Origin of the sequence: Streptomyces chattanoogensis (assembly GCF_001294335.1) — a bacterium.
GTDB classification, from domain to species: domain Bacteria; phylum Actinomycetota; class Actinomycetes; order Streptomycetales; family Streptomycetaceae; genus Streptomyces; species Streptomyces chattanoogensis.
On record NZ_LGKG01000057.1, the window covers coordinates 58,192 to 80,345 of the forward strand.

At 72.9% G+C, this 22,154-nt stretch carries 22 protein-coding genes and 7 tRNA genes; 19 read left to right on the top strand and 10 right to left on the bottom strand.

Annotated features, from left to right (window positions below; genetic code table 11):
- Window positions 1-13: 13 nt before the first annotated feature.
- From ADL29_RS08580 to ADL29_RS08605, 6 genes are all read left to right on the top strand, one after another.
- A complete protein-coding gene (locus ADL29_RS08580) occupies window positions 14-868 on the top strand; it encodes a MetQ/NlpA family ABC transporter substrate-binding protein (RefSeq protein WP_053923111.1) in 855 nt (284 codons plus the stop codon).
- A gap of 233 nt (window positions 869-1,101) precedes the next feature.
- Window positions 1,102-1,737: a GNAT family N-acetyltransferase gene (locus tag ADL29_RS08585; RefSeq protein ID WP_053923112.1), complete on the top strand. Its 636-nt coding sequence runs from the start codon at window positions 1,102-1,104 to the stop codon at window positions 1,735-1,737.
- 136 nt (window positions 1,738-1,873) lie between these two features.
- Window positions 1,874-3,094 (top strand): precorrin-6y C5,15-methyltransferase (decarboxylating) subunit CbiE, encoded by a 1,221-nt coding sequence (cbiE, locus tag ADL29_RS08590; protein ID WP_053923113.1) that lies wholly within the window; start codon window positions 1,874-1,876, stop codon window positions 3,092-3,094.
- A gap of 238 nt (window positions 3,095-3,332) precedes the next feature.
- The gene (gene cobT, locus ADL29_RS08595; protein WP_053923114.1) at window positions 3,333-7,091 is read left to right on the top strand and encodes a nicotinate-nucleotide--dimethylbenzimidazole phosphoribosyltransferase; all 3,759 of its coding nucleotides are present in this window, start codon (window positions 3,333-3,335) and stop codon (window positions 7,089-7,091) included.
- Window positions 7,092-7,282: 191 nt separating this feature from the next.
- A complete protein-coding gene (cobA, locus tag ADL29_RS08600) occupies window positions 7,283-8,521 on the top strand; it encodes a uroporphyrinogen-III C-methyltransferase (protein ID WP_053923115.1) in 1,239 nt (412 codons plus the stop codon).
- 53 nt (window positions 8,522-8,574) lie between these two features.
- On the top strand, window positions 8,575-9,390 hold the full coding sequence (locus ADL29_RS08605) for a TrmH family RNA methyltransferase (RefSeq protein WP_053923116.1): 816 nt from the start codon (window positions 8,575-8,577) through the stop codon (window positions 9,388-9,390).
- 484 nt (window positions 9,391-9,874) lie between these two features.
- On the opposite strand, the gene ADL29_RS08610 is transcribed toward ADL29_RS08605, so the two are convergent.
- The gene (locus ADL29_RS08610) at window positions 9,875-11,224 is read right to left on the bottom strand and encodes a serine/threonine-protein kinase (RefSeq protein WP_053923117.1); all 1,350 of its coding nucleotides are present in this window, start codon (window positions 11,222-11,224) and stop codon (window positions 9,875-9,877) included.
- A gap of 229 nt (window positions 11,225-11,453) precedes the next feature.
- Between ADL29_RS08610 and ADL29_RS08615 the strand changes: the two genes are divergently transcribed.
- The 4 genes from ADL29_RS08615 to ADL29_RS08625 all read left to right on the top strand — a co-directional run bounded on the left by ADL29_RS08615 (window position 11,454) and on the right by ADL29_RS08625 (window position 13,562).
- Window positions 11,454-11,711, top strand: coding sequence for a hypothetical protein (locus tag ADL29_RS08615; protein WP_053923118.1), 258 nt, complete (start codon window positions 11,454-11,456; stop codon window positions 11,709-11,711).
- A 189-nt stretch (window positions 11,712-11,900) separates the two neighbouring features.
- Complete coding sequence (locus ADL29_RS44005; protein WP_046928973.1) at window positions 11,901-12,071, top strand: hypothetical protein; 171 nt, start codon at window positions 11,901-11,903, stop codon at window positions 12,069-12,071.
- Between the two features lie 139 nt (window positions 12,072-12,210).
- Complete coding sequence (locus ADL29_RS08620; RefSeq protein WP_053923167.1) at window positions 12,211-13,158, top strand: phosphotransferase family protein; 948 nt, start codon at window positions 12,211-12,213, stop codon at window positions 13,156-13,158.
- A 119-nt stretch (window positions 13,159-13,277) separates the two neighbouring features.
- Window positions 13,278-13,562 (top strand): TFIIB-type zinc ribbon-containing protein, encoded by a 285-nt coding sequence (locus tag ADL29_RS08625; RefSeq protein WP_078970841.1) that lies wholly within the window; start codon window positions 13,278-13,280, stop codon window positions 13,560-13,562.
- A gap of 98 nt (window positions 13,563-13,660) precedes the next feature.
- Here the strand turns inward: ADL29_RS08625 and ADL29_RS08630 are convergent.
- The 5 genes from ADL29_RS08630 to ADL29_RS08650 all read right to left on the bottom strand — a co-directional run bounded on the left by ADL29_RS08630 (window position 13,661) and on the right by ADL29_RS08650 (window position 14,116).
- Window positions 13,661-13,732: transfer RNA gene (locus ADL29_RS08630), tRNA-Val, on the bottom strand.
- 33 nt (window positions 13,733-13,765) lie between these two features.
- Window positions 13,766-13,837: transfer RNA gene (locus ADL29_RS08635), tRNA-Val, on the bottom strand.
- A 24-nt stretch (window positions 13,838-13,861) separates the two neighbouring features.
- Window positions 13,862-13,933: transfer RNA gene (locus tag ADL29_RS08640), tRNA-Val, on the bottom strand.
- 1 nt (window position 13,934) lies between these two features.
- Window positions 13,935-14,008: transfer RNA gene (locus ADL29_RS08645), tRNA-Cys, on the bottom strand.
- 35 nt (window positions 14,009-14,043) lie between these two features.
- Window positions 14,044-14,116, bottom strand: a tRNA-Gly gene (locus tag ADL29_RS08650).
- A 177-nt stretch (window positions 14,117-14,293) separates the two neighbouring features.
- On the opposite strand from ADL29_RS08650, the gene ADL29_RS08655 reads away from it, so the two are divergent.
- The 3 genes from ADL29_RS08655 to ADL29_RS08665 are packed head-to-tail and all read left to right on the top strand — an operon-like array spanning window position 14,294 to window position 17,052.
- Window positions 14,294-15,364, top strand: a complete 1,071-nt coding sequence (locus ADL29_RS08655; protein WP_053923119.1) for a chorismate-binding protein — start codon at window positions 14,294-14,296, stop codon at window positions 15,362-15,364.
- Entirely contained in the window at window positions 15,361-16,185 is an 825-nt protein-coding gene (locus tag ADL29_RS08660; protein ID WP_046928977.1) for an aminotransferase class IV, read from the top strand. The genes ADL29_RS08655 and ADL29_RS08660 overlap by 4 nt, the downstream gene beginning before the upstream one ends.
- A 36-nt stretch (window positions 16,186-16,221) precedes the next feature.
- Entirely contained in the window at window positions 16,222-17,052 is an 831-nt protein-coding gene (locus ADL29_RS08665) for a GNAT family N-acetyltransferase (RefSeq protein WP_053923120.1), read from the top strand.
- Window positions 17,053-17,082: 30 nt separating this feature from the next.
- Here ADL29_RS08665 and ADL29_RS08670 read toward each other — a convergent pair whose 3' ends face one another.
- Window positions 17,083-17,619 (bottom strand): DsbA family protein, encoded by a 537-nt coding sequence (locus tag ADL29_RS08670; protein ID WP_053923121.1) that lies wholly within the window; start codon window positions 17,617-17,619, stop codon window positions 17,083-17,085.
- Window positions 17,620-17,823: 204 nt separating this feature from the next.
- Between ADL29_RS08670 and ADL29_RS08675 the strand changes: the two genes are divergently transcribed.
- Entirely contained in the window at window positions 17,824-18,294 is a 471-nt protein-coding gene (locus tag ADL29_RS08675; protein WP_053923122.1) for a hypothetical protein, read from the top strand.
- 68 nt (window positions 18,295-18,362) lie between these two features.
- Entirely contained in the window at window positions 18,363-18,518 is a 156-nt protein-coding gene (locus ADL29_RS44010; RefSeq protein WP_169795204.1) for a hypothetical protein, read from the top strand.
- 33 nt (window positions 18,519-18,551) lie between these two features.
- Here the strand turns inward: ADL29_RS44010 and ADL29_RS08680 are convergent, their stop codons facing one another.
- Both ADL29_RS08680 and ADL29_RS08685 read right to left on the bottom strand, forming a co-directional pair.
- The gene (locus tag ADL29_RS08680) at window positions 18,552-19,118 is read right to left on the bottom strand and encodes a CGNR zinc finger domain-containing protein (protein ID WP_053923123.1); all 567 of its coding nucleotides are present in this window, start codon (window positions 19,116-19,118) and stop codon (window positions 18,552-18,554) included.
- A gap of 228 nt (window positions 19,119-19,346) precedes the next feature.
- Window positions 19,347-19,760: an SsgA family sporulation/cell division regulator gene (locus ADL29_RS08685; RefSeq protein ID WP_003959770.1), complete on the bottom strand. Its 414-nt coding sequence runs from the start codon at window positions 19,758-19,760 to the stop codon at window positions 19,347-19,349.
- A 190-nt stretch (window positions 19,761-19,950) separates the two neighbouring features.
- Here ADL29_RS08685 and ADL29_RS08690 point away from each other — a divergent pair, with 190 nt between their 5' ends.
- From ADL29_RS08690 to ADL29_RS08705, 4 genes are all read left to right on the top strand, one after another.
- On the top strand, window positions 19,951-20,382 hold the full coding sequence (locus tag ADL29_RS08690) for a TIGR02611 family protein (protein WP_053923124.1): 432 nt from the start codon (window positions 19,951-19,953) through the stop codon (window positions 20,380-20,382).
- A gap of 54 nt (window positions 20,383-20,436) precedes the next feature.
- Window positions 20,437-20,508, top strand: a tRNA-Val gene (locus ADL29_RS08695).
- 85 nt (window positions 20,509-20,593) lie between these two features.
- A complete protein-coding gene (locus ADL29_RS08700) occupies window positions 20,594-21,055 on the top strand; it encodes an SRPBCC family protein (RefSeq protein WP_053923125.1) in 462 nt (153 codons plus the stop codon).
- A gap of 94 nt (window positions 21,056-21,149) precedes the next feature.
- A tRNA-Val gene (locus ADL29_RS08705) sits at window positions 21,150-21,221 on the top strand.
- A 146-nt stretch (window positions 21,222-21,367) separates the two neighbouring features.
- On the opposite strand, the gene ADL29_RS08710 is transcribed toward ADL29_RS08705, so the two are convergent.
- A complete protein-coding gene (locus tag ADL29_RS08710) occupies window positions 21,368-22,093 on the bottom strand; it encodes an exonuclease domain-containing protein (protein ID WP_053923168.1) in 726 nt (241 codons plus the stop codon).
- Window positions 22,094-22,154: the final 61 nt, after the last annotated feature.

The following is a 22,154-nucleotide window of genomic DNA, read 5'->3' on the forward strand; positions in this document are numbered from 1 at the left end:
AGAGGCACTCTTCGTGCGCAACACCATCAAGATCACCGTGGCCGTGGCCGCCGCCTCCGCCGTCGCCCTCGGCGCCAGCGCCTGCTCCGCCCCCTCCGACACCACCGCCGGCGACAAGGGCGACAAGAACGCCCCGCTCGTCGTCGCCGCCAGCCCCACCCCGCACGGCGCCATCCTCGACTTCGTCAAGAACAAGCTGGCGGACAAGGCCGGGCTCAAGCTCGTCGTCAAGCCGTTCAACGACTACAAGATCCCCAACAAGGTCACCGACGACGGCCAGGTCGACGCCAACTTCTTCCAGCACAAGCCGTTCCTGGACACCTTCAACAAGGAGAACGGCACCCACATCGTGCCCGTCCAGAACGTGCTCATCGAGCCGCTGGGCCTCTACTCCAAGAAGCACCACAAGCTCTCCGAGCTCAAGGCCGGCAGCACCGTCTCGGTGCCCAACGACCCCTCCAACGAGGGCCGCGCGCTCAAGCTGCTCGCCGACAACGGTCTGATCACCCTCAAGCCCGGTGTCGGCTCGGAGGCCAAGCTCACCGACGTCAAGGACGACAAGGGCATCAAGATCACCGAGCTGGAGGCCGCCCAGACCGCGCCGCGCATCGACGACGTCGACGCCGCGATCATCAACGGCAACTTCGCCATCGGCGCCAAGCTCAAGCCCTCCAAGGACGCCCTGGCCCTGGAGAGCGCCAAGGACAACCCGTACGCGAACTTCCTCGCCGTCAAGAAGGGCAACGAGAACGACCCGCGGATCAAGAAGCTCGCCAAGCTCCTGAACTCCCCCGAGGTCAAGAAGTTCCTCGAGGACAAGTACAAGGACGGGTCGGTCATCCCCGCCTTCGGTCCCGCCAAGAGCTGACGCACCGGCATGTGCGCAGGTCACCGCAGGGTGGCCGGCCGCACATACGGCGAACGGGCCCCGGATCCGCACGGAGTGCGGCCGGGGCCCGCTTGCGTGGCACATTCCCCGGCGGATGCTGCATGCTGGTGCCCTCAAAGAGGGTCAAGACGGCCCCTGACCTCACGTGACCTCGCAGAACGACGGCCCGTGACGTCCCGGAGCACCACAGCAGACGGCGTTGGAGCAGCGGCATGACATCCACCTTTCCGGACATCTCCATCAGCACGGAACGGTTGGTGCTGCGCCCCTTCGAAGAGGCCGATGTGCCCGCCCTCGCCGAGATGATGACCGACGAACTCGTCACCGCCTGGACCGCGCTGCCCCACCCCTACACCCCCGACGACGCCCACGCCTGGGCCACCGGCAAGGCCGCCGCCGTACGCACCGAAGGCCGCGGCATCGCCCTGGCCGTCACCGAGTTCCTCACCCAGCGCCTGGTCGGCACCGTCCGCCTCGACCACACCGACTGGCGGACCCGCAGCACCGAGGTCGCCTGTGTCACCGCCCCCTGGGCCCGCGGCGAGGGCTACGCCTCCGAATCCGTGCTCGCCCTCGCGCAATGGCTCTTCCGGGACCAGAAGTTCGAACGGCTCGAACTGCGCACCGCCGCCGACAACACCGCCTCCCAGCAGGTCGCCCAGAAGGTCGGCTGCATCAGCGAGGGAGTGCTGCGCAACGCCTGGATAGCCCGCAGCCGCACGGAGGACGGCGGCTGGACGGACATCCGCACCGATCTGATCGTATGGAGCCTGCTGCCCGAGGACCTCGACGGCCTTCCCGGCCGGACGGCCGACGCCAACGGATTCGCCTACCCCGAGTGGAACTGAACCGCGCCCGCTCCGGCCGGTACCCGACGGGGTACTCTCGGCCTGCCGCACCCCTCGCCACCAGCGAGGACCGCACCACGGCCCGGTAAGGCGCCGCCCGCCCGCGTACCCCAGCAGCCCCAGGAGACTGACGAGCATGGCCGACCGGGTCACGGTGATCGGATGGGACGGTTCCCCGCTGACCGGCGCCGCCCGCTCCGCCCTCGGCGCCGCGACACTGGTGGCCGGCGCCGCCCACCACCTCGCACTGCCCGAAGTCCCGCCGAACGCCGAGCGCATCCGCCTCGGCAGCGTCACCCTGGCCGCCCGCCGCATCGCCCAGCACCGCGGCACCGCCGTCGTCCTCGCCGACGGCGACCCCGGCTTCTTCGGCGTCGTCCGCACCCTGCGCGCCCCCGAGTACGGCCTGGAAGTCGAAGTGGTGCCCGCCGTCTCCTCCGTCGCGGCCGCCTTCGCACGGGCCGGGATGCCCTGGGACGACGCCCAGGTCGTCGTCGCCCACAGCCGCGATCTGCGCCGCGCCGTCAACGTCTGCCGCGCCCACACCAAGGTCGCCGTCCTCACCTCACCCGGCGCCGGCCCCGCCGAACTCGCCCTGCTGCTCGGCGGCGTCCACCGCACCTTCGTCATCTGCGAGGAACTGGGCACCGACCGCGAGCGGGTGACCGTCCTCACATCCGACAAGGCCGCCGACCACGTCTGGCGCGACCCCAACGTCGTCATCGTCATCGGCGGTTCCCCAGGAGGCGCCGCCGCCCAGGGCACCGGCTGGATCGCCGCCCACGAGGTCGGCCACCCCGCCGGACCACGCGGCTGGGGCCTGCCGGACGGCGCGTACGGCGGCGCCCTCGGCGAGGGGGAGGCCGTCCAGCTGCGCACCGCCCAACTCGCCCGCCTCGGGCCCCAGGTGGGTGACCTGGTCTGGGACATCGGTACGGGCAGCGGCGCGGCCGCGGTGGAGGCCGCACGGTTCGGCGCCGCCGTCATCGCTGTGGACGCCGACGCGGACGCCTGCGGGCGTGCCGCCGCCGTCGCCCGCCGCCACGGCGTCCAACTCCAGGTCGTGCACGGCCGGGCACCGCAGATCCTCGAGGACCTGCCCGAGCCGGACGTGGTGCGCATCGGCGGCGGGGGAGCGGCCGTCGTCACCGCCTGCGCGGACCGCCGCCCCGAACGGATCGTCACCCACGCCGCCACCCGCGACGAGGCCGAGGCGCTCGGCCGGGCGCTGGCCGACGGCGGTTACGAAGTCGAGTGCGCCCTCCTCCAGTCCGTCGGCATGGACACCACCGCCTGGGTCGAACGTGAACGTTCCGTGGTGTTTCTGCTCGGCGGGTATCGCGTTCCTCACCCGTGACCAGGAAGGCAACCCGCGGGAGGTAGGCTGGCGGATCGTTGCGCCGCTGTTCCGCGCTCGGGTGAGTACGCCAATATCCGGAAATTGCCGTGGTTTTGGCGGAAAATGAAGCTCTAGGGGGGCGGACGTGCCGCGCGGCGCGCTCGCTCGTTCTAGCTATCGGGGCGTCGGCGCGTCCCGGTCGAGCGCGTCGCACGAGCGGTTGGAAGGAGCACGATCACATGGGCGAGGGGTACGCATGACCGACACCGGCCAGGTCCCGGGCGAGGGACAGCCGGAGAACGCAGGCGGACATCCCGGGCAGCCGCAGCCGGCGGCCGCTCCCTCCCCTGCCGACGCCGGACCGACAGCGCAGCCGACGCTGCAGCAGGGCATCCCCCCGCAGCCGGACGCGTACTCCTACCTCGAAGGGGCCGACGGCGCCGTCGAGGACGACGATCTGCTGCTGATGCCGGGCGCCCAGGGCGCCTGGAGCGAGCAGCAGGCGCAGCCGATGCCGCAGCCGGCCGTCCCCGCACAGAGCACGCCGATGCCCGCCCCGGCCGGTGACCACGAGAGCGGCGGCCGGGACTCGGGCGCGGTCGACCTCAGCGCCGTGCGCATCCCGCAGCCCGCCGCACCGCAGCAGGATCCGGCGCAGGCCGCGCCCGCCCGCCGTCCGCTGCACATGGGCCCGCCCGTCCCGGACCCGACCGGCGGCGTGGTCCGCTCGCTCGCCGACCGCGGCCCCGCGGACGCCCCGTCACCGGCCCCCGGCCGCCACGCGGGACCGCCGGCCCCCGGCCGGCCCGAAGCCCGGACGGAGGCCCCGGCCGCCGTGCCGCCCGCAGCGGTCCCGTCCCCCGCCGAACAGCCGCTGGTGGCGGCGCAGGCGGAGCAGCCCGTCGCGATGCCGTCGTACGGCGCACAGCCCTACGACGGCCGGCTCACCGCCGAGCAGTCCTACGGCGCCGCCGGCCAGGGCCCGTTGCCCGGCCCGCAGCTGGGCGAGATCCCCTCGCAGATGCCGCCGTGGAACGACGCCTCGGCCCAGGCCGTCGCGGCCCCGGTCGCAGAAGCGCCCGCCCCGGCGGCACCCGCCCAGGAAGCGCCGCAGCCCGCCGAACAGCCGCAGGCACAGCCGATGCCGATGCCGGAGCAGGCCGCCCCGGAAGCGGTGGCGGTCGTCGAGGACGGTGCCGTCGCCGCGGAGGCCGCGGAGGAAGCCGTTCAGGAGTCGGCGCCGGAGGCGGTCCAGGGCGGCGCGCAGGCCGCGGTCGAGGACGCGGTGGCCCAGGCGGCTCCGGCTGCTGACGGGCCGGCAGCTGACGTGGCGACAGCCGACGTGCCGCCGGCCGAGGTACCGGCGCCCGCCGTCGAGGCGGCCGAGACGCCGGTCGAGGCTCTGGTCGAGGCGCCGGTCGAGGCGTCTGTCGAGGAGCCGCAGAAGCCGGTGCAGCAGCCTGAGCAGGCCGAACAGGCGGAACAGGCGGAACCGGTCGTGCCGGTGGAGCAGGTGCAGGCCGCGGAGGCCGCGGCGGAAACCGCCGAGGCCGTTGCCGCCGTGGAAACCGCCCAGGAGGCGCCGTCCGACGCCTCGCTGGAGGGCGGCCCGGACGCCGCCGAAGCGGAGGCCCTGGCCGCCGGGCCCGTGGCCGAGGCGGACGCCGCCGGTACGGACCCGGCCCCGCAGGCCGTCGAGCAGCCGGAGCCCGCCGAACAGCCCGAGGCGGCAGCGGAGGCCGAGGCCGAGGCGGTGCCCGTCGCCGCGCCGCAGGGTCCCGTCGCCCTGCCCGCTCCGGAGAGCAGCACGCCCCCGGAGGAGCCCGTCATAGAGCAGCCCGAAGCGCTGTCCCCGGCCGCCGGACTCCCGCAGTCCGCCGGGGCCGAGGAGCCCCCGGCCGCCGAACAGGCCGCGTCGCAGGTCGAGGAGGCCCCGGCCGGGCCCGCTGCCGAGCAGCAGCCCGTACCCCCGGCCGACGACGCCACCCCCGAGGCGAACGAGTCTGCCGAGGCTGCTGAGGCGACCGAGACCGCCGAGGCACCCGGGACGGACGCACCGGCCACGGAGCCGGCCGAGGCCGCCCAGCCGGCCGAGCCCGCCGCGGACGAGGCACCGCAGGAGGCCGAGGGCCGCCCCCACGAGCAGGACGCCACCGAACTCGTCCAGCTCGGCGAGGACCAGGCGCCCGCGGCGGACCTGCCGCAGCAGGCGGAGCAGACCGAGGCACCCGACGGCGAGGCCGCCCCCGGGACGGGCCCGGACGCCGCCACCGAACCCCAGGCCGCCGCCCCCGCGTACGACGACTCCGAGCGCGCCGCCGTCCACCGCGTCATCCGCGAACGCCGCGACATCCGCAACGGCTTCCGCGGCGACCCGATCCCCAACGACGTACTGCTGCGCGTCCTGGAGGCGGCCCACACCGCCCCCAGCGTCGGCCACTCCCAGCCCTGGGACTTCGTCGTCATCCGCTCCGACGAGACCCGCGAGCGGATGCACCAGCTCGCCATGGCGCAGCGCGACGCCTACGCCAAGTCGCTGCCCAAGGCCCGCGCCAAGCAGTTCCGCGAGCTGAAGATCGAGGCGATCCTCGAGACGCCGGTGAACATCGTCGTCACCGCCGACCCGACCCGCGGCGGCCGCCACACCCTCGGCCGGCACACCCAGCCGCAGATGGCCCCGTACTCCTCCGCGCTCGCCGTCGAGAACCTCTGGCTCGCCGCCCGCGCCGAGGGCCTGGGCGTCGGCTGGGTCAGCTTCTTCGACGAGCGGCAGATGGTCCGCGAACTGGGCCTGCCCGAGCACCTCGAGGTCGTCGCCTACCTCTGCGTCGGTTACGTCGACGAGTTCCCCGACGAGCCCGAGCTGCTGCAGGCCGGCTGGTCCAAGCGCCGCCCGCTGTCCTGGGTCGTGCACGAGGAGACGTACGGCCGCCGTGCGCTGCCCGGCGAGGACCCGCACGACCTCCTCCAGGAGACCCTGCAGGGCATCCGCCCGCTGGATGCCAAGGCGCTCGGCGAGGCCTGGGAGCGGCAGAAGCGGATGACCAAGCCCGCCGGGGCGCTGGGCATGCTGGAGATCATCTCCGCGCAGCTGTGCGGACTGTCCCGCAAGTGCCCGCCGCCGATCCCGGAGCCCGCCGCCGTCGCGATCTTCGCGGGCGACCACGGCGTGCACGCCCAGGGCGTCACCCCCTGGCCCCAGGAGGTCACCGGCCAGATGGTCGCCAACTTCCTGGGCGGCGGCGCGGTCTGCAACGCCTTCGCCAACCAGGTCGGCGCCGAGGTGTGCGTCGTGGACGTCGGCGTGGCCGGCGACCTCCCCGCCACCCCGGGCCTGCTGCCGCGCAAGGTACGGCCCGGCACCGCCGACTTCACCCAGGGTCCCGCGATGACCCAGGAGGACGTCCTCAAGGCCATCGAGGTCGGCATCGAAACCGCCCGGGACCTCGTCGCGGCCGGCAACAAGGCCCTGCTCACGGGCGAGATGGGCATCGCCAACACCACCACCTCGGCCGCCCTGATCTCCGTCTACACCGGCGTCGACCCCGCCGAGGTCACCGGCCGCGGCACCGGCATCAACGACGAGACACACGCCCGCAAGGTCGATGTGGTCCGCCGCGCCCTGGAGCTCCACCAGCCCGACCCGGCCGACCCCATCGGCGTCCTCACCGCGGTCGGCGGCCTCGAGCACGCCGCCCTCGTCGGCCTGATCCTCGGCGGCGCCTCGCTGCGGACACCGGTGATCCTGGACGGCGTCAGCGCCGGCGCCGCCGCCCTGGTGGCCCGCGCCATCGCCCCCGAGGCGCTGGCCGCCTGCATCGCCGGCCACCGCAGCGCCGAGCCCGGCCATGTCGCGGCCCTGACCAAGCTCGGCCTGCGCCCGCTGGTCGACCTGGACCTGCGCCTCGGCGAGGGCACCGGCGCCCTGCTCGCGCTCCCGGTGGTGCAGAGCGCCGCCCGCGCCATGCACGAAGTCGCCACCTTCGACTCCGCCGGAGTCACCGAGAAGAGCTGAGTGACGGAGAAGAGCTGACCGGGAGCCCGCTCGGGTACCGGCCCCCGCATGACCCCCGGCCCGCAGCCCCATAGGCTGTGGGCCGGGGCCGTACCGCCCCGGGCCTCACCGCCCCTGATCAGCCGCTCCAGAGCCGCAGCGACTGAGTCGGCCGCCGAATTCGCACCACCCGCACAAGGAGCCGTATCACCATGGCTGAGCATGTCGCCGAACACGCCGCCTACCCCGTCGGACTGCGGCTGTCCGGCCGCCGCGTGGTCGTCCTCGGGGGCGGTCAGGTCGCCCAGCGCCGCCTCCCCTCGCTCATCGCCGCAGGTGCGGACGTCGTCCTGATCTCCCCGTCCGTCACCCCCTCCGTCGAGGCGATGGCCGATACCGGCGAGATCCGCTGGGAGCGCCGCCACTACCGGGACGGTGACCTCGACGGCGCCTGGTACGCGCTGATCTCCACCGACGACCCCGAGGCCAACGCCGCCGCCTCCCAGGAGGCCGAGACCCGCCGGGTGTGGTGCGTACGCTCCGACGACGCCGCGGCCGCCACCGCCTGGACCCCGGCCACCGGCCGCAGCGAGGGCGTCACCGTCGCCGTGCTCACCGGCCAGGACCCGCGCCGCTCCGCCGCCGTCCGCGACGCCATCGTCGAGGGCCTGCGCGACGGCAGCCTCGCCGCCCCGCACCACCGCCGCCCGCACACCCCCGGCGTGGCGCTGGTCGGCGGCGGTCCCGGCGACCCCGACCTGATCACCGTCCGCGGCCGCCGCCTCCTCGCCGAGGCCGACGTCGTCATCGCCGACCGCCTCGGCCCCCGCGACCTCCTCGCCGAGCTTCCCCCGCACGTCGAGGTCATCGACGCCGCGAAGATCCCGTACGGCCGGTTCATGGCCCAGGAAGCCATCAACAACGCCCTGATCGAGCACGCCAAGGCCGGCAAGGCCGTGGTCCGCCTCAAGGGCGGCGACCCGTTCGTCTTCGGCCGCGGCATGGAAGAGGCGCAGGCGCTGGCCGAGGCCGGGATCCCCTGCACCGTCGTCCCCGGCATCTCCAGCACCATTTCTGTCCCCGGCGCCGCCGGCATCCCCGTCACCCACCGGGGCGTCGCCCACGAGTTCACCGTCGTCAGCGGCCATGTCGCCCCCGACGACGAGCGCTCCCTCGTCGACTGGCCGGCCCTCGCCCGGCTCCGCGGCACCCTCGTCGTCCTCATGGGCGTGGAGAACAGCGGCGCCATCGCCGCCAAGCTCATCGAACACGGCCGCCCCGCCGGCACCCCCGCGGCCGTCATCCAGGAGGGCACCACCGCCACCCAGCGCCGTGTGGACGCCACCCTGGCGACCCTGGGCGAGACCGTACGGGCCGAGGGCGTCCGTCCCCCGGCCGTCATCGTCATCGGCGACGTCGTCACCGTAGGCCCGGCCGCTACCCCCAGATAACCGAGCCCCTCCCCGCCCTTGGCACCCCGACACCGACAAGGCACGATCTCCCCGTGGCAGAAATCATCACCGTCGATGACCCGGACGACCCACGGCTGGCCGACTACACCGGCCTGACCGACGTCGAACTGCGGCGCCGGCGCGAGCCCGCCGAAGGGCTCTTCATCGCCGAGGGCGAGAAAGTCATCCGGCGCGCCCGCCACGCCGGCTACGAGATGCGCTCGATGCTCCTCTCCGCCAAATGGGTCGACGTCATGCGCGACGTCCTCGACGAGGTCCCGGCCCCGGTCTACGCCGTCAGCCCCGCCCTCGCCGAACGGGTGACGGGCTATCACGTCCACCGCGGCGCCCTGGCCTCCATGCAGCGCAAGCCCCTGCCCACGGCCGCCGAACTCCTCGCCGGGACGCGCCGCATCGCGGTCATGGAAGCCGTCAACGACCACACCAACATCGGCGCCATCTTCCGCAGCGCCGCCGCCCTCGGCATGGACGCGGTGCTGCTCTCCCCGGACTGCGCCGACCCGCTCTACCGCCGGTCGGTGAAGGTCTCCATGGGCGCGGTGTTCTCCGTCCCGTACGCCCGTCTGGAGAGCTGGCCCCGCGACCTCGCCATCGTCCGCGAAGCAGGCTTCAGACTCCTCGCCCTCACCCCGTCCGGCAAGGCCACCGCCATCGACGAGGTTGCCCCGCACACCCTGGAAAGGGCCGCCCTGATGCTCGGTGCCGAGGGCGGCGGCCTGACGCCGGGTGCCCTGCGGGCCGCCGACGAATGGGTCCGCATCCCGATGGCCCACGGCGTCGACTCGCTGAACGTCGGCGCGGCCGCCGCCGTCGCCTTCTACGCGGTGACCGCCGGCCGGGCCGCATAGCCGGCGCTATGGTGCCCGCCGACCTGGAAAGGTCAGGCGCTCATCGGTGAGGACACCGTCCGCCGTCGGCCGGTCTGCGCAAGACCGGCCGACGGCGCGTGGTGACCTCGGTCTTCCTGCTGAACGGCGGCCTCTTCGGCGCCAGCTGGAACATCGTCCCCCTCTCGGCGGTCGCCGCACTGGCGCAGTGGTTACCGATCCGCGCAACTTCGCCGGCAGCTCCGGCGCGACGTACTTCCTGGCCGCCTCCCTCGCGGCGGCACTCCTGCTGACCAGCGCCGGGACCAAGAAGCGCCTGCCGGCGCTGAGCGTGCCCGCAGCCGGTCCGGCGATGTGGCCGACCCAGGACAACGGTCACGGTCCGGCAGCCGTCCACGGCTTCCTGCTCGGCGCGGCGGTCCTGCCGCTCGCCCACCGTCTTCCCCACCGCGCCGCACCGGTCGCGTCCGCCCCGGCACAGGGCCAGGGCGCGAACGCCGCGTCCCTAGAGGTTCCGTTCGACCGGCCACTGGGGAGCGCCAGCGTCCCCGTACGAGGCCACCGCTGCGTGCCGACCCCCGCCCAGCCCCCGGGCCGGCCCCTGGCAGCCCTGAGCCGCCGCAATACCCAGCGCCACCAGCAGCGTCACCACCACGAACACGATCACCCGCTGCCGCAGCAGCCGGCGGTCGGGGCCGGGGCGGCGGCCGCCCGAGGCTGTACGGACCGGGGTGCGCGCACCGCTCCGCCGCGCCGGACGTGCCGCCGGGACCCGGCCCGCGCCGCGCCCGCCGGTCCTCGGGCCGGTGCCCTTCGTGCCCGATGCCGGTCCCGGCCCGGTCCCGCGGGACGCCGCCTCGCGCGGCGCCGGCGGCCGGGAGGCATGCGGACGCGGCGCGGGAGTGCCCGCCGTCCGCCGCTCGGTGCGCTGCCGTGCGTACTCCTCGGCCTGCTGTCCCGTGGGCCGCCCCGGCGGACGGCGCTCCAGGCGCTCCCAGCCCGCACCGCCCTCCGCGGGCTCCCCGGACAGCCCGTGCGCCTCGCGGGCCGCGATCTCCTTGAGCCGCAGCGACAGCGACAGGGTGCTCGGGCGGTCCGCCGGGTCCTTGGCCAGACAAGTCGCCAGCAGCGGCGCCAGCGCGTCCGGCACCCCCGCCAGCTGGGCCTCCTCGTGGACGACGCGGTAGAGCATGACCTCCGAACTGCCCTGGCCGAAGGGCGAGTCCGCGGTGCAGGCGTACGCGAGGGTGGCGCCCAGCGCGAAGATGTCCGTGGCCGGGGTCACCGCGGCGCCGCGCACCTGCTCCGGCGCCAGGAAGCCCGGCGAGCCCACGGCCGTACCGACATGGGTGAGGGTGCTGGCACCGGTCGCCCAGGCGATACCGAAGTCGATGATCCGCGGGCCCTTGGGCGACAGCAGAATGTTGGACGGCTTCAGATCGCGGTGCACCACGCCCGCGTCATGGACCGCCAGCAGCCCCTCGGACAGTGCCGCTCCGATGGAGGCGACCTGCGCCGGGGACAGCGGCCCCTCGTCGTTGACCTTGTCGTGCAGCGAGGGCCCGGGGACGTACTGGGTGGCGAACCAGGGGCGGTCCGCATCCAGATCGGCCGCCACCAGCCGGGCCGTACAGCCGCCGCGGATCCGCCGGGCGGCCGACACCTCGCGGGCGAACCGCGACCGGAATTCCTGATCCTCCGCCAGATCCGGCCGGATCACCTTCAGGGCCACGCGCTGCCCGCGCTTGTCCGAGCCGAGATAGACCACGCCCATCCCGCCCGCGCCGAGCCGGCGGTGCAGCCGGAACGTCCCGACGACACGCGGGTCCTCGCGTCGGAGCCGCATCATCGCCATGTCCGTCGTCCCCTACCTGCGGTGGGGAGGCCCCACCCCGCTGCCAACCGTCTGACGTGGCACAGCTTACGGATTGACGGCTCGCTGTGCGCAGAGGCCGCGCATGCGTCGGCAACCGGATTGTCAGTGGCGGGCGGGATCCTTCAGGAGCGGGACGGAACCGGCCGCGGTACGGCCCGACTTCCCGTGCGAGATCTCAATGATCCGGTGCAGAAGGGGGTTTGACGCAATGAAAGGTGATCGGGTCGAGATAGTCGTGGATGCCGGGGACACCACAAGGACGTACGAAGTGGTGGCCGGACGAGCGGGGCGCAGGGTGGAGACGGCGGTGCGCAGGGGAGTGGTGGAAGTGAGCGAAGTCACCCGGGCGGGATCGGTGGTCCGTACGGCCCGCTTCATGGCCAACCGGGTCCTCGCGCTCGTCGAGCATCCGGTGGCGCGGGCGGACGCCTCCGAGCGGCCCCTCAGGGATGTCCCCAGGTCCTGAGCGCCGGGTCTCCACCCAGGGGAGTAGGCCGTGCGGTGCGGCGTCATCCTCCTGGATGCCAGGGAAGCGGTACGACGGCATGACGCCAGGCATCCGCCGGATGCCTAATGTGGTCTTCCAAGCGGCGGGCGCAGCACTCGTCCCCCGAGGTCAGACGCCCGCCGCCCCAGACACGACAGGAGCGGGGCGATGGCGGACACCTCAGGACGGCCGGCCGGCGGGCGGTCTTCCGGCAGGCGCCATCCGCTGGTCGCCGTGGCCATGGTGATGCCGCTGGCGATACTCCTGACCGTGGTCTTCGGCGGCTGGGAAGCCGTCGTCACACAGGCGTCGTCCGTGGCCGGAATGCTGGGGCGCTGAACGGCGCCCCGGTCCCGGGAGAGCGGCCCGGGACGGGGGACTCCGGCCGAGCCCCGTGGGGACGGGGGTGCGGCGGACGGCATGAATGGCCGGGCATCTGGGGAGATGCCCGGCCATCGAGCTTTCCTCCGGGGGCACCATGACCACCACCGCACCGCTGCTGCAACGCCTCGCAGCCCTCTCGGCGCCGGCCGTCCCGGGGGCCGCCCCCGAGGTGCTCTCCGACCGTCCTGACGGCACCGTCGTCCGCGGCGGCAGTACGGTCGCCAAGGCCCACGCCCCCGACTGCGACCCGCACGACCTGGCCGCCCGGCTCCGTATCGCCGCCCACCCGCTCCTGCACGGCACCCTGCTGCCCCCGCTCCCGGCCACCGCCCCCGACGGCTTCCTCACCCTCACCGACGACGGCCGCGCCCTGACCCGCTGGCCCTACGGCACCCCGGTGTCGCCCGACGACCCGGACGCCGCGCCCTGGGAGGACGCCGCCCGCCTGCTGGCCCGGCTGCACGCCGTGGACGTGACCCAACTCCCCGGCCCCGTCCCGCCGATGCGCGGCCCCGCCAAGTCCGCCCGCGCCCTGGCCCGTATGCGCACCGCGCTCGCCGCCGGCACCCGTCCCTCGCCCCTGACGGCGGCCGCCGGTGCCGTCGTACGTGCCGGGGAGTTCCTCCCGCCCTGGGCCCGCGGCGCCGCCCCGCCGCCCCGTACGGACCTCCTCTGCCACGGTGACCTGCACCTCGGCCAGCTGATCCGCCACCCGGCCCCCGACGGGCCCTGGCTCCTGATCGACATCGACGACCTGGGCCTGGGCGACGGAGCCTGGGACCTTGCCCGTCCCGCCGCCTGGTTCGCCACCGGGCTGCTCGCCCCGGACCTGTGGTCGCGTTTCCTGGCCGCCTACCGCACCACCGGCGGCCGCGCCGTACGCCCGGAGGGTGACCCCTGGCCCGACCTCGAGATCCCCGCCCGCGCCCTGACCGTGCAGACCGCCGCGCTCGCCGTCGCCAAGGCCGCCGCCGCATCCCGCGCCCTGGACGGGACCGAGACCGCGGTCGTCGACGCCTGCGCCCGGATGACGTCGCTATGACGTGCCTGCCGGACCAGTTGGTGCCCGGCATCCCCGCCGTAAGGTGAACACCGCGCCGCCGGGCGCCCGTTCCGGCGGTGCGCAGCGAACCGCAGCCAGAGACAGGAGCTGAGCCGACGATGCAGTGTCCCAAGTGCCATGCACCGATGCAGACGTACAACCGCAGCGGCGTCCAGATCGAGCAGTGCGCCGGCTGCCGGGGAATCTTCCTGGACTACGGCGAGCTGGAGTCGCTGAGCCGCCTCGAGTCCCAGTGGCTGCAGCAGGCCCCGCCCCCGCCGCCCGCCCCGCAGGCCTACCCCGCCGCCCCCGCCTGGGGCGCCCCGCACCAGGGCCACCATGGACATCACGGGCACCACGGCCATCACCACCGCAGCTTCGGCCACATGCTGTTCTCGTCCTGAACCACCGGCACAGAACCCGAAACAACCGGCACAAACCCGAACAACCAGCACAAAGCCCGAGGGCCGGAGCGAAATGCTCCGGCCCTCGGGATCAGGTGTGGACGATACTGGGATTGAACCAGTGACCTCTTCCGTGTCAGGGAAGCGCTCTCCCGCTGAGCTAATCGTCCTCGGGACCGCGGATCCGAAGATCCCCGGCTGCGTGCGCGATACTGGGATTGAACCAGTGACCTCTTCCGTGTCAGGGAAGCGCTCTCCCGCTGAGCTAATCGCGCGGGGGCCCGGTGAAGCCGGGCCAGTGGACGATACTGGGATTGAACCAGTGACCTCTTCCGTGTCAGGGAAGCGCTCTCCCGCTGAGCTAATCGTCCTTGGAGGTGGAGACGGGATTTGAACCCGTGTAGACGGCTTTGCAGGCCGTTGCCTCGCCTCTCGGCCACTCCACCAGGAGTGAGGGGGCTCGGGAAGATCCCCCACATCGAGCGGACGACGAGACTCGAACTCGCGACATCCACCTTGGCAAGGTGGTGCTCTACCAACTGAGCTACGTCCGCAGTGGTCTCCCCCAGACTACGTCCGGGAGCTACCTGTCCTCCGGGGCGCTTCCGCGTCCTGGCGACGTGTTGAACTCTAGCGGATTCCCGGGCCAGTACAAAAACGCGTTTGTGCAGCGTGCTGCGCTGCTCGCTCGGCCCAGGCGGCCGTCGGTCCCCCGCCATAGACTCACTGACGTGCGCGACTTCCCTCCCATGGCCCGCTTCGGCGGCCTGATAGCCACCGACCTGCGCGATGTCACCACCGATCCCGCGGCCCTGGACTCCACGGGCTGGTGGGCCGTGGTCGCCGACTTCGAAGGGGGCGTGGTCTGCGCCCGCTTCGGTGACGTACGCCCCGCCGGCGCCGCCGACGAGCCCGCCCCCGGCGGCTGGACCGGCCCCGCGCGCGAGGACTGGCGCAGCTCCATGGACCGCGACGCCTATACGGCGGGCGTCCGCAGGGTGCGGGAACACATCGCGGCGGGCACGGTCTACCAGGTCAATCTCTGCCGGGTGCTGTCCGCGCCGCTGCCCGACCCCGCCCGCAGCGATGTGGACGCGCTGTCCGCCGTGCTGGCCCGCGGCAACCCCGCCCCGTACGCCGGCACGGTCCGGCTGCCCGCCCATGGGGTCGAGGTCGCGTCCGCCTCACCGGAGCTGTTTCTGCGGCGCGACGGCCGTACGGTCGAGTCCGGCCCGATCAAGGGGACCGGCCGCACGGCCGCGGATCTCTCCGAGAAGGACCGGGCGGAGAACGTGATGATCGTGGACCTGGTCCGCAACGATCTCGGCCGGGTCTGCGCCACCGGCACGGTCACCGTCCCGGCACTGTGCGCCGTCGAACCGCACCCCGGCCTCGTCCACCTCGTCTCCACGGTGCGCGGCGAACTGGACGGGGCCCGCGAGAAGACCGCCTGGGCGGATCTGCTGGACGCCACCTTCCCGCCCGGGTCGGTCACCGGCGCCCCCAAGTCCAGCGCGCTGCGGATCATCGACGAGCTGGAGACCGCGCCCCGCGGCCCGTACTGCGGCGGCATCGGCTGGGTCGACGCCGACCGCCGCACCGGCGAGCTCAATGTCGGCATCCGTACGTTCTGGATCGACCGCACCGCCCCCGGCGGGCCGGTGCTGAGATTCGGCGCGGGCGCGGGAATCATCTGGGACTCCGACCCGGAGCGGGAGTGGGCCGAGACGGAACTGAAGGCGGAACGGCTGCTCGCGGTAGCGTCGGGCGTGCACGAAGTGAGCGGAGGAAGGCGACGATGAAGATCTGGCTCGACGGGGGACTGCGGGACGCGGAAAGCGCCCGTGTCTCGGTCTTCGATCACGGGCTGACCGTCGGCGACGGCGTCTTCGAGACCGTCAAGGCCGACCACGGACGTGCCTTCGCCCTCACCCGCCACCTCGAGCGGCTGGCCACCTCCGCCCGGGGGCTCGGCCTGCCGGAACCCGATCCCGACGAGGTACGGCGCGGCTGCGCGGCCGTCCTGGAAGCCAATCCGATGCCGCTCGGCCGGCTGCGGATCACCTACACCGGCGGCCTCTCCCCGCTCGGCTCGGACCGCGGCGACAACGGCACGACGCTGGTCATCGCGGCCTCCGAGGCGCCCCGCCGCCCCGACACCACCGCCGCCGTCACCGTCCCCTGGACCCGTAACGAACGCGGCGCGCTGGCCGGCCTGAAGACCACCTCGTACGGCGAGAACGTCGTCGCGCTCGCCCACGCCGCCGAACGGGGCGCCTCCGAGGCGCTGTTCGCCAACACCGTCGGCCAGCTCTGCGAGGGCACCGGCTCCAACGTCTTCGTCGTCCTGGACGGCGAACTGCACACCCCGCCGCTGCACTCCGGCTGTCTGGCGGGCATCACCCGCGCCCTGACGGTCACCTGGGCGGGCGCCAAGGAGACCGATCTGCCGCTGGACGTCCTGGAGCGGGCCGAGGAGATCTTCCTGACCTCCACGCTGCGCGACGTCCAGGCGGTGACCCGGATCGACGGCCGCCAACTGGCCGACGGGCCGGGCCCGGTGACGGCCGAGGCGATGCGGATCTTCGACGAGCGGGCGGCCGCGGACTTCGATCCCCGGTAGGTGATGCCTGCCCGCGCGGCAGGGTAGGAAGTCCCCGTGACCACTACGCTGCGCCCCGCGGGACCGGAAGAACGCCATGACGACGGGGGCCGGGCCCGTTCGTACGACGTCTGCGTCAACAGCCGCCGCGTCGGCGGGATCCGGCTGAGCACCGACGCCCGGTTCGGGCCGGTCGCCGGCCGGATCGAGGCGCTGGACATCGACCGGCCGGACCGGCACCGCGGCCGGGCCACCGTCGCCGCCCTCGCCGCCGAGGAAGTGCTGCGCGGCTGGGGCTGCAGACAGATCGAGGTGACCGTCCCGGCCGGCGCCGAGCCCGCCGTCCGCCTGGCCGCCGCCCTGGGCTACACCGAGCGCAGCCGCAAGATGACCAAGGCCCTGGAGGCGCCGCCCGAGCTGCCCGACGGCAGCCGTGAGCGCCGGATGAGCGCGGCGGAGTACCCGGCCTGGCGCGATGCGGCGATCGCCGAGCACATCCGGGTGCAGACGCGTCTGGGCGTGCCCCGGGAACGGGCCGAGCGGGCGTCGTACGAGGGGCATGCCGCGATGCTGCCGGGCGGTGCGGAGACGCCCGGCCATGCGCTGCGGATTCTTTCGCACCGGGGGACCGACGTCGGCACGCTCTGGCTCGCCGTGGAGATTCCCGGGCACCCGGGCGGCTATGTCGTCGATGTGACGGTGGACCCCGCGCACCGGGGCCGGGGCCACGGCCGCACCCTGATGCTCGTCGCCGAGCGGGTGTGCCTCGCGGCGGGCAGGCCGGTGCTGGGGCTCAACGTCCACGCGGACAATGCGCCCGCGCTCGGGCTCTACGGTTCGCTGGGCTACCGGCCCACCGCGTTCGAGCTGTGGAAGCGCATCCTGTAGCCCGGCCGGTCCGCCGGCGTCATCAGCGGCTCACTCCGCTCCGGCCAGCAGCCGGTCGGCGATCTCCTCGATCCGGGCGCGCAGCCCCTCCTGGCTCTTGCCGCCGTCCAGCCGCTCGCCGCCGATCACATAGGTCGGGGTGCCGGTCACGCCGATCGCCTTGCCCTCCGCCTGGTCGGCGTCGACGATCAGCAGATGCCGCCCGTCGATCAGCGCGGTGTCCATCTCCTCGGCGTCCAGCCCCAGCTCCGCGGCCACCTCCAGCAGCACCTTCTCGCCGCCCTTGGCCAGCTCCTCGGTACGCGCCAGCACGGCCTCGGTGTACGGCCAGCCCTGCCCCTGCTCGGCGGCCTCCTCGGCCGCCTGGGCGGCGGCATAGGCGTGCTTGTGCTTCGCCAGCGGGAAGTGGCGCAGCCGGATGTCCAGCCGGTCGCCGTAGCGCTCCCGCAGCGCCCGCAGATCGTCCAGGGCGGCGTGGCAGTCCGGGCACTGGAGCTCGCACCACACGTCGAGGACAGGGTGCGGGGGACGGGCAGGGGCGGAGGGGGAGGCGGTGGCGTCGTTCATGGGGCCAGTCTTCCAGTCCGCGTCCGCCGGCCCGCACACCGGAGCCCGTACGGCGCCTGCGGCAGCACACCCGACCCCGAGAAAACCCTGAGGTACCCCGAGATGTCCCTGAAGCCGGGCGGAACATGTCCGTTCGGGCGGCGGACAGGGCAGGATGGAGGGGAGCGGACGACCCGTTCGACCAACCACCGGCAGGAGGACCGGATGCTGACCTCGACCGTCTGTGCCGCGGTGTCGGCGGCGGGCCTGGGTATCGCCGCGATCGCGGCCTACCGCAAGCGGTTCCTGGCCGCGACCCGGATCGCGGCGTTCTCGCTGATCCCCATCGGCCTGGTGATGACGGGCGTCATCGACTGGGTCACCAACATCGTCTTCAAGCCCACGGTCTGGGCCGGTTTCGGTGTGCTCGCGCTCTCGGCCGTACTGTTCATGATCAGCAGGGCGGTGGAGCGCCGCCGGGGCGGCACAGGCAGCCGCAAGGAGCGCAAGGCCGCCGAGGCTGCCGGACACGAAGCGGTGGCACCGGCCGCCTCCGCGCCCTCGCTCATCACCGGCCGTGGCGCGGCGCAGCCCGCCGCGAAGCCTGCCGCGAAGGGGAAGCCCAAGGGTCGCAGCAGTGCACCGAAGGATGACTTCTCGGACATCGAAGCGATCCTGAAAAAGCACGGGATCTGATGAACTCCCGCTGCTGAGGCGGATATTGGGGGCATGAAGACGATCATCTGCGCCATGATGCGCGCGAGATGAACGATGAGTGCGCCCTGATCCGTGAGAACGCCCCGGCCCCCGAAACGCGCGGCTGTCTGTTCGCGCTGTCCCAGCCACCGCTGATGCTCTTCCTCGGCATCATCGGCTTTCTGCTCCTTCTCGGCGCCGTACACGACCTCTACATCCTGTGAGCCGTCGGCCGCGCCCTCCGGCGTCCGGGCCGCTCAGCCCGCGGCATCCCGCTGGCGGGCCCGGTACGCCGCGACATGCAGCCGGTTGCCGCAGGTGCGGCTGTCGCAGTAGCGCCGGGAGCGGTTGCGGGAGAGGTCGACGAAGGCGTGCCGGCAGTCGGGCGCCTCGCAGTGCCGCAGCCGCTCGCGCTCACCGGCGACGACGATGAAGGCCAGCGCCATCCCGCCGTCCGCGGCCAGATGGTCGGCGACCGAGGCACCCGGCGCGAAGTAGTGCACATGCCAGTCGTAGCCGTCGTGATCGGTCAGCTGCGGAGTGGTGCCGGCCGAGGCGACCAGCGCGTTCAGCAGCTCGGCGGCCTCGCGGTCCTCCTTGGCCGCGAAGACCTGGGAGAGCCGTGCGCGCAGCGCCCGTACGGCCGCCAGATCGTCCTCCCCGAGGACGCCGACATCGCTGATGTCGTTGCGCAGCACGAACTCCTGGAGCTCCGCGAGGTCGGTCAGGGTGTCCGGCGCGTTCGGCGCCTCGCCCTCCGGGGCGGTGTTGAGCAGATTGATGACTGCGTCGAGGGCGCACCGGGTGTCATGGGTGATCAGCACGGTTCCGCTCCCTGGCCGAGTGGGGTGCGGGCGGGCGCCACCCCCGTTGTCGTTGGCGAATGGTCGCCGACTCTAGCGCCTGGGACAAGCCTCGACGCCGTCTCCGCGGTGGGTCCGCGACGACGACGCCGAAGTGTGCCGTATGAACTTGTCGGTCCTGCACCGTCTCCCCGAGTCGGACGGTCGCAAGTGTGAGCGGGTGGTTGCAGTAGGCGGCTGTGGTGCGTCTCAGCTCTCCGCCAGGATGTGGGAAAGCTCGGTGTCGAGATCGAAATGCCGGTGTTCCGTACCCGGTGGTACGGCGGCATCGGTCCTCTTGAGGAAGGATTCGAGAGCCCGCGCCGGGGCCTCCAGCAGGGCTTCGCCCTCCGGGGAGCTCAGGGCAATGCAGACGACACCCTGACCATGGCTCCGGGACGGCCATACGCGGACGTCTCCGGTGCCCGTGGGCCGGTGCAGGCCCTCGGCGAGGAGGTCGCGGGCGAAAACCCACTCGACGGTCTCCTCGGCTCCGGTGTGGAAGGTGGCATGCACGGCATAGGGATCGGCCGTGTCATACCGCAGGCCCGCGGGTACAGGCAGTGAGGACTCGCTCGACACAACGAGGCGCAGGTGCAGCTCGCAGCTGACCGTGGTGTTCATAAGCGCCAGGGCCTTTCGCTCAGTGTGCGCTCGGGGATTCGCACGTCGGCGAAATCGACATGCCACCTACGGTGCCGTTGTAAACCCCTCTGACGGTTTTGGGTGGCTTCACGTACCTCTTACGGCGGATTGCGGGATCGTCCCCGGCGGTAATTCCGGCGGAGGGATCCCGTCCGGTAAGTTGAGCCCTATGAATACGGAGAGTAACGGGGGGCCGGGTACCACCGAAGGGGGCGCCGGATCCGCAGAGCAGCCGCTCGGTTCGCGGGCGCCGCACTTCATCAAGCGGTCCCGGCCGCTGCATCTGAGCTGGCAGGTCGGCGTCTTCGTGATCGGCCTCGCGGTGGTCGTCGCCGGAGTGATCATGCTGCCGCTGCCGGGGCCCGGCTGGCTGGTGATCTTCGCCGGTATGGCGATCTGGGCGACCGAATTCGTTTGGGCCCAACTCGTGCTGCGATGGACCAAGCGGAAGGTCACCGAGGCGGCGCAGAAGGCGCTCGATCCCAAGGTGCGGCGCCGCAACATCATTCTCACCGTCATCGGCGTGCTGATCATCGCCGCGCTGCTGGCGGTCTATGTGTGGAAGTTCGGGTTCGCGATGCCGTGGAACGTCGGCGAGTGACTCGTAAATGGTCGGGAGGGCCCGCCGACGTGCGGTAATGTTGGCGGTGCGCCCGGGCGATTAGCTCAGTGGGAGAGCGCTTCGTTCACACCGAAGAGGTCACTGGTTCGAACCCAGTATCGCCCACCCCGGATGAAGGCCCCGAGACTCAAGTCCCGGGGCCTTCATCGTTATTGATCCCGTGCACCGCTCCGGGGCGCACACTGGGATCATGTCCGACTGGTCCGGCCGACTGCACCGCTACCGCTTCCGCAGCGAGTGGCTGCTCCCCGCCCCGCCCACCGTCGTCTACGCCGTCCTCGAGCGCGCCGAAGCGTATCCCCGCTGGTGGCCGCAGGTGCGCGAGGTGACCCAGGTCGACGACCGCACCGGGCTGGCCCGGTTCCGGTCCTGGCTGCCGTACGACCTGACGGTCACGGTGACCGAGCGGACGCGGGATCCCGGGGCGGGAGTGCTGGAGGTGACGCTGGCCGGCGACATGGGCGGCTGGGCGCGCTGGACGGTCCGGCCCGGCCACGGCGGGACGCGGGTCGTCTTCGAGCAGGACGTCGAGGTCCGCAAGCCGCTGCTGCGCCGGCTGGCGCTGCCGGGGCGCCCGCTGTTCCGGCTCAATCACGCGCTGATGATGCGGGCCGGCCGGCGCGGCCTGGCGGCCTGGCTGGCCCGGGGGTGAGGCCGCCGTGGCCTGCGGCAGAACTCGAATTTGATGGAAGGCCGCGGCGGCCTGTATTGTTCAGCTCGTTCGCGGGGGAAACCCGCAGACACCCGGGCGATTAGCTCAGTGGGAGAGCGCTTCGTTCACACCGAAGAGGTCACTGGTTCGAACCCAGTATCGCCCACCGGGATCAAGGACCGGGCCGCAATTGGCGGTCCGGTTCTTTTCGTTGGCATGCAGGGCGGGCCGCTTGCGGATCACCTCGGGAGAACTCCCGGGAATGCCGTCCCGGCCGCCTTTTCCCCATGGCCGGTAATTACTGAGGCGCTGTCAGGCCACCGCGGGCAGTTCCGGCCGCAGCGGCCAGTGCGGATCCACCGCCTCCGGGGTGCCGCTGCGGGCGAACCACGCCTGGAGCCCACGGGCCTGGGCGGCGTGCCAGACCGCCTGGCGGGTGTGCAGCTCGCCCGGCTGCAGCCCCGCCAGCCGTTCCGCGAAGCGGCTGCCCAGGGCCCGTACGACGCGCAGCGCAGCCAGTGCGTCGGCGGCCGCCTCATGGGCGTCGGTCAGCTCGACCTCGTAATGGGCACACAGATCGGTCAGTGTGCGGCGGCCCTTGCGGTAGCGGTCGAGGTGTTTGTCCAGGACCCGGGGATCCAGGACGCACAGCGGGTGGGCGTCCAGGTACGCGTCGAGCGAGCTGGCGCGATGGCGCTTCAACTCGCGGTCGAGAAGGGTGAGATCGAAGGGGGCGTTCATCACGACCAGCGGCCGGCCGGCCGCCGACTGGGCGGCCAGGGCACGCCCGACCTCCTCCAGCACCGGCGCCGGCCAGCGGCCGTGCAGGGCGAGATGGCCGGCGGTCAGACCGTGCACCGCGGTCGCCGCCTCGGGTATCTCGACGCCCGGATTGATCAGCCAGCGGGTGATGCGGGGCGCGGAGCGCGGGGTCTCCTGGACCACCAGGGCCGCGGAGACGATGCGATCCTGCTCCACATCGATCCCCGTCGTCTCGGTGTCGAAGGCGGCAAGTGGACCGTCGTACCAGGGCGGCATCATCCCAACTCCTTGCGTTCGGGGGGGGCGGATGGCGACGCGGGCCATCCGAGCTGGTGAT

What these genes read in the sequence shown, in the direction of transcription:
- cobA (WP_053923115.1), top strand. Translation starts at nt 7,283, where the DNA reads ATGGCTGAGCATGTCGCCGAACACGCCGCCTACCCCGTCGGACTGCGG.
- ADL29_RS08585 (WP_053923112.1), top strand. Translation starts at nt 1,102, where the DNA reads ATGACATCCACCTTTCCGGACATCTCCATCAGCACGGAACGGTTGGTG.
- cobT (WP_053923114.1), top strand. Translation starts at nt 3,333, where the DNA reads ATGACCGACACCGGCCAGGTCCCGGGCGAGGGACAGCCGGAGAACGCA.
- ADL29_RS08620 (WP_053923167.1), top strand. Translation starts at nt 12,211, where the DNA reads ATGACCACCACCGCACCGCTGCTGCAACGCCTCGCAGCCCTCTCGGCG.
- ADL29_RS08615 (WP_053923118.1), top strand. Translation starts at nt 11,454, where the DNA reads ATGAAAGGTGATCGGGTCGAGATAGTCGTGGATGCCGGGGACACCACA.
- cbiE (WP_053923113.1), top strand. Translation starts at nt 1,874, where the DNA reads ATGGCCGACCGGGTCACGGTGATCGGATGGGACGGTTCCCCGCTGACC.
- ADL29_RS08625 (WP_078970841.1), top strand. Translation starts at nt 13,278, where the DNA reads ATGCAGTGTCCCAAGTGCCATGCACCGATGCAGACGTACAACCGCAGC.
- ADL29_RS08670 (WP_053923121.1), bottom strand. Translation starts at nt 17,619, where the DNA reads ATGAACGACGCCACCGCCTCCCCCTCCGCCCCTGCCCGTCCCCCGCAC.
- ADL29_RS08610 (WP_053923117.1), bottom strand. Translation starts at nt 11,224, where the DNA reads ATGGCGATGATGCGGCTCCGACGCGAGGACCCGCGTGTCGTCGGGACG.
- ADL29_RS08685 (WP_003959770.1), bottom strand. Translation starts at nt 19,760, where the DNA reads ATGAACACCACGGTCAGCTGCGAGCTGCACCTGCGCCTCGTTGTGTCG.
- ADL29_RS08700 (WP_053923125.1), top strand. Translation starts at nt 20,594, where the DNA reads ATGTCCGACTGGTCCGGCCGACTGCACCGCTACCGCTTCCGCAGCGAG.
- ADL29_RS44005 (WP_046928973.1), top strand. Translation starts at nt 11,901, where the DNA reads ATGGCGGACACCTCAGGACGGCCGGCCGGCGGGCGGTCTTCCGGCAGG.
- ADL29_RS44010 (WP_169795204.1), top strand. Translation starts at nt 18,363, where the DNA reads ATGAACGATGAGTGCGCCCTGATCCGTGAGAACGCCCCGGCCCCCGAA.
- ADL29_RS08690 (WP_053923124.1), top strand. Translation starts at nt 19,951, where the DNA reads ATGAATACGGAGAGTAACGGGGGGCCGGGTACCACCGAAGGGGGCGCC.
- ADL29_RS08675 (WP_053923122.1), top strand. Translation starts at nt 17,824, where the DNA reads ATGCTGACCTCGACCGTCTGTGCCGCGGTGTCGGCGGCGGGCCTGGGT.
- ADL29_RS08710 (WP_053923168.1), bottom strand. Translation starts at nt 22,093, where the DNA reads ATGCCGCCCTGGTACGACGGTCCACTTGCCGCCTTCGACACCGAGACG.
- ADL29_RS08660 (WP_046928977.1), top strand. Translation starts at nt 15,361, where the DNA reads ATGAAGATCTGGCTCGACGGGGGACTGCGGGACGCGGAAAGCGCCCGT.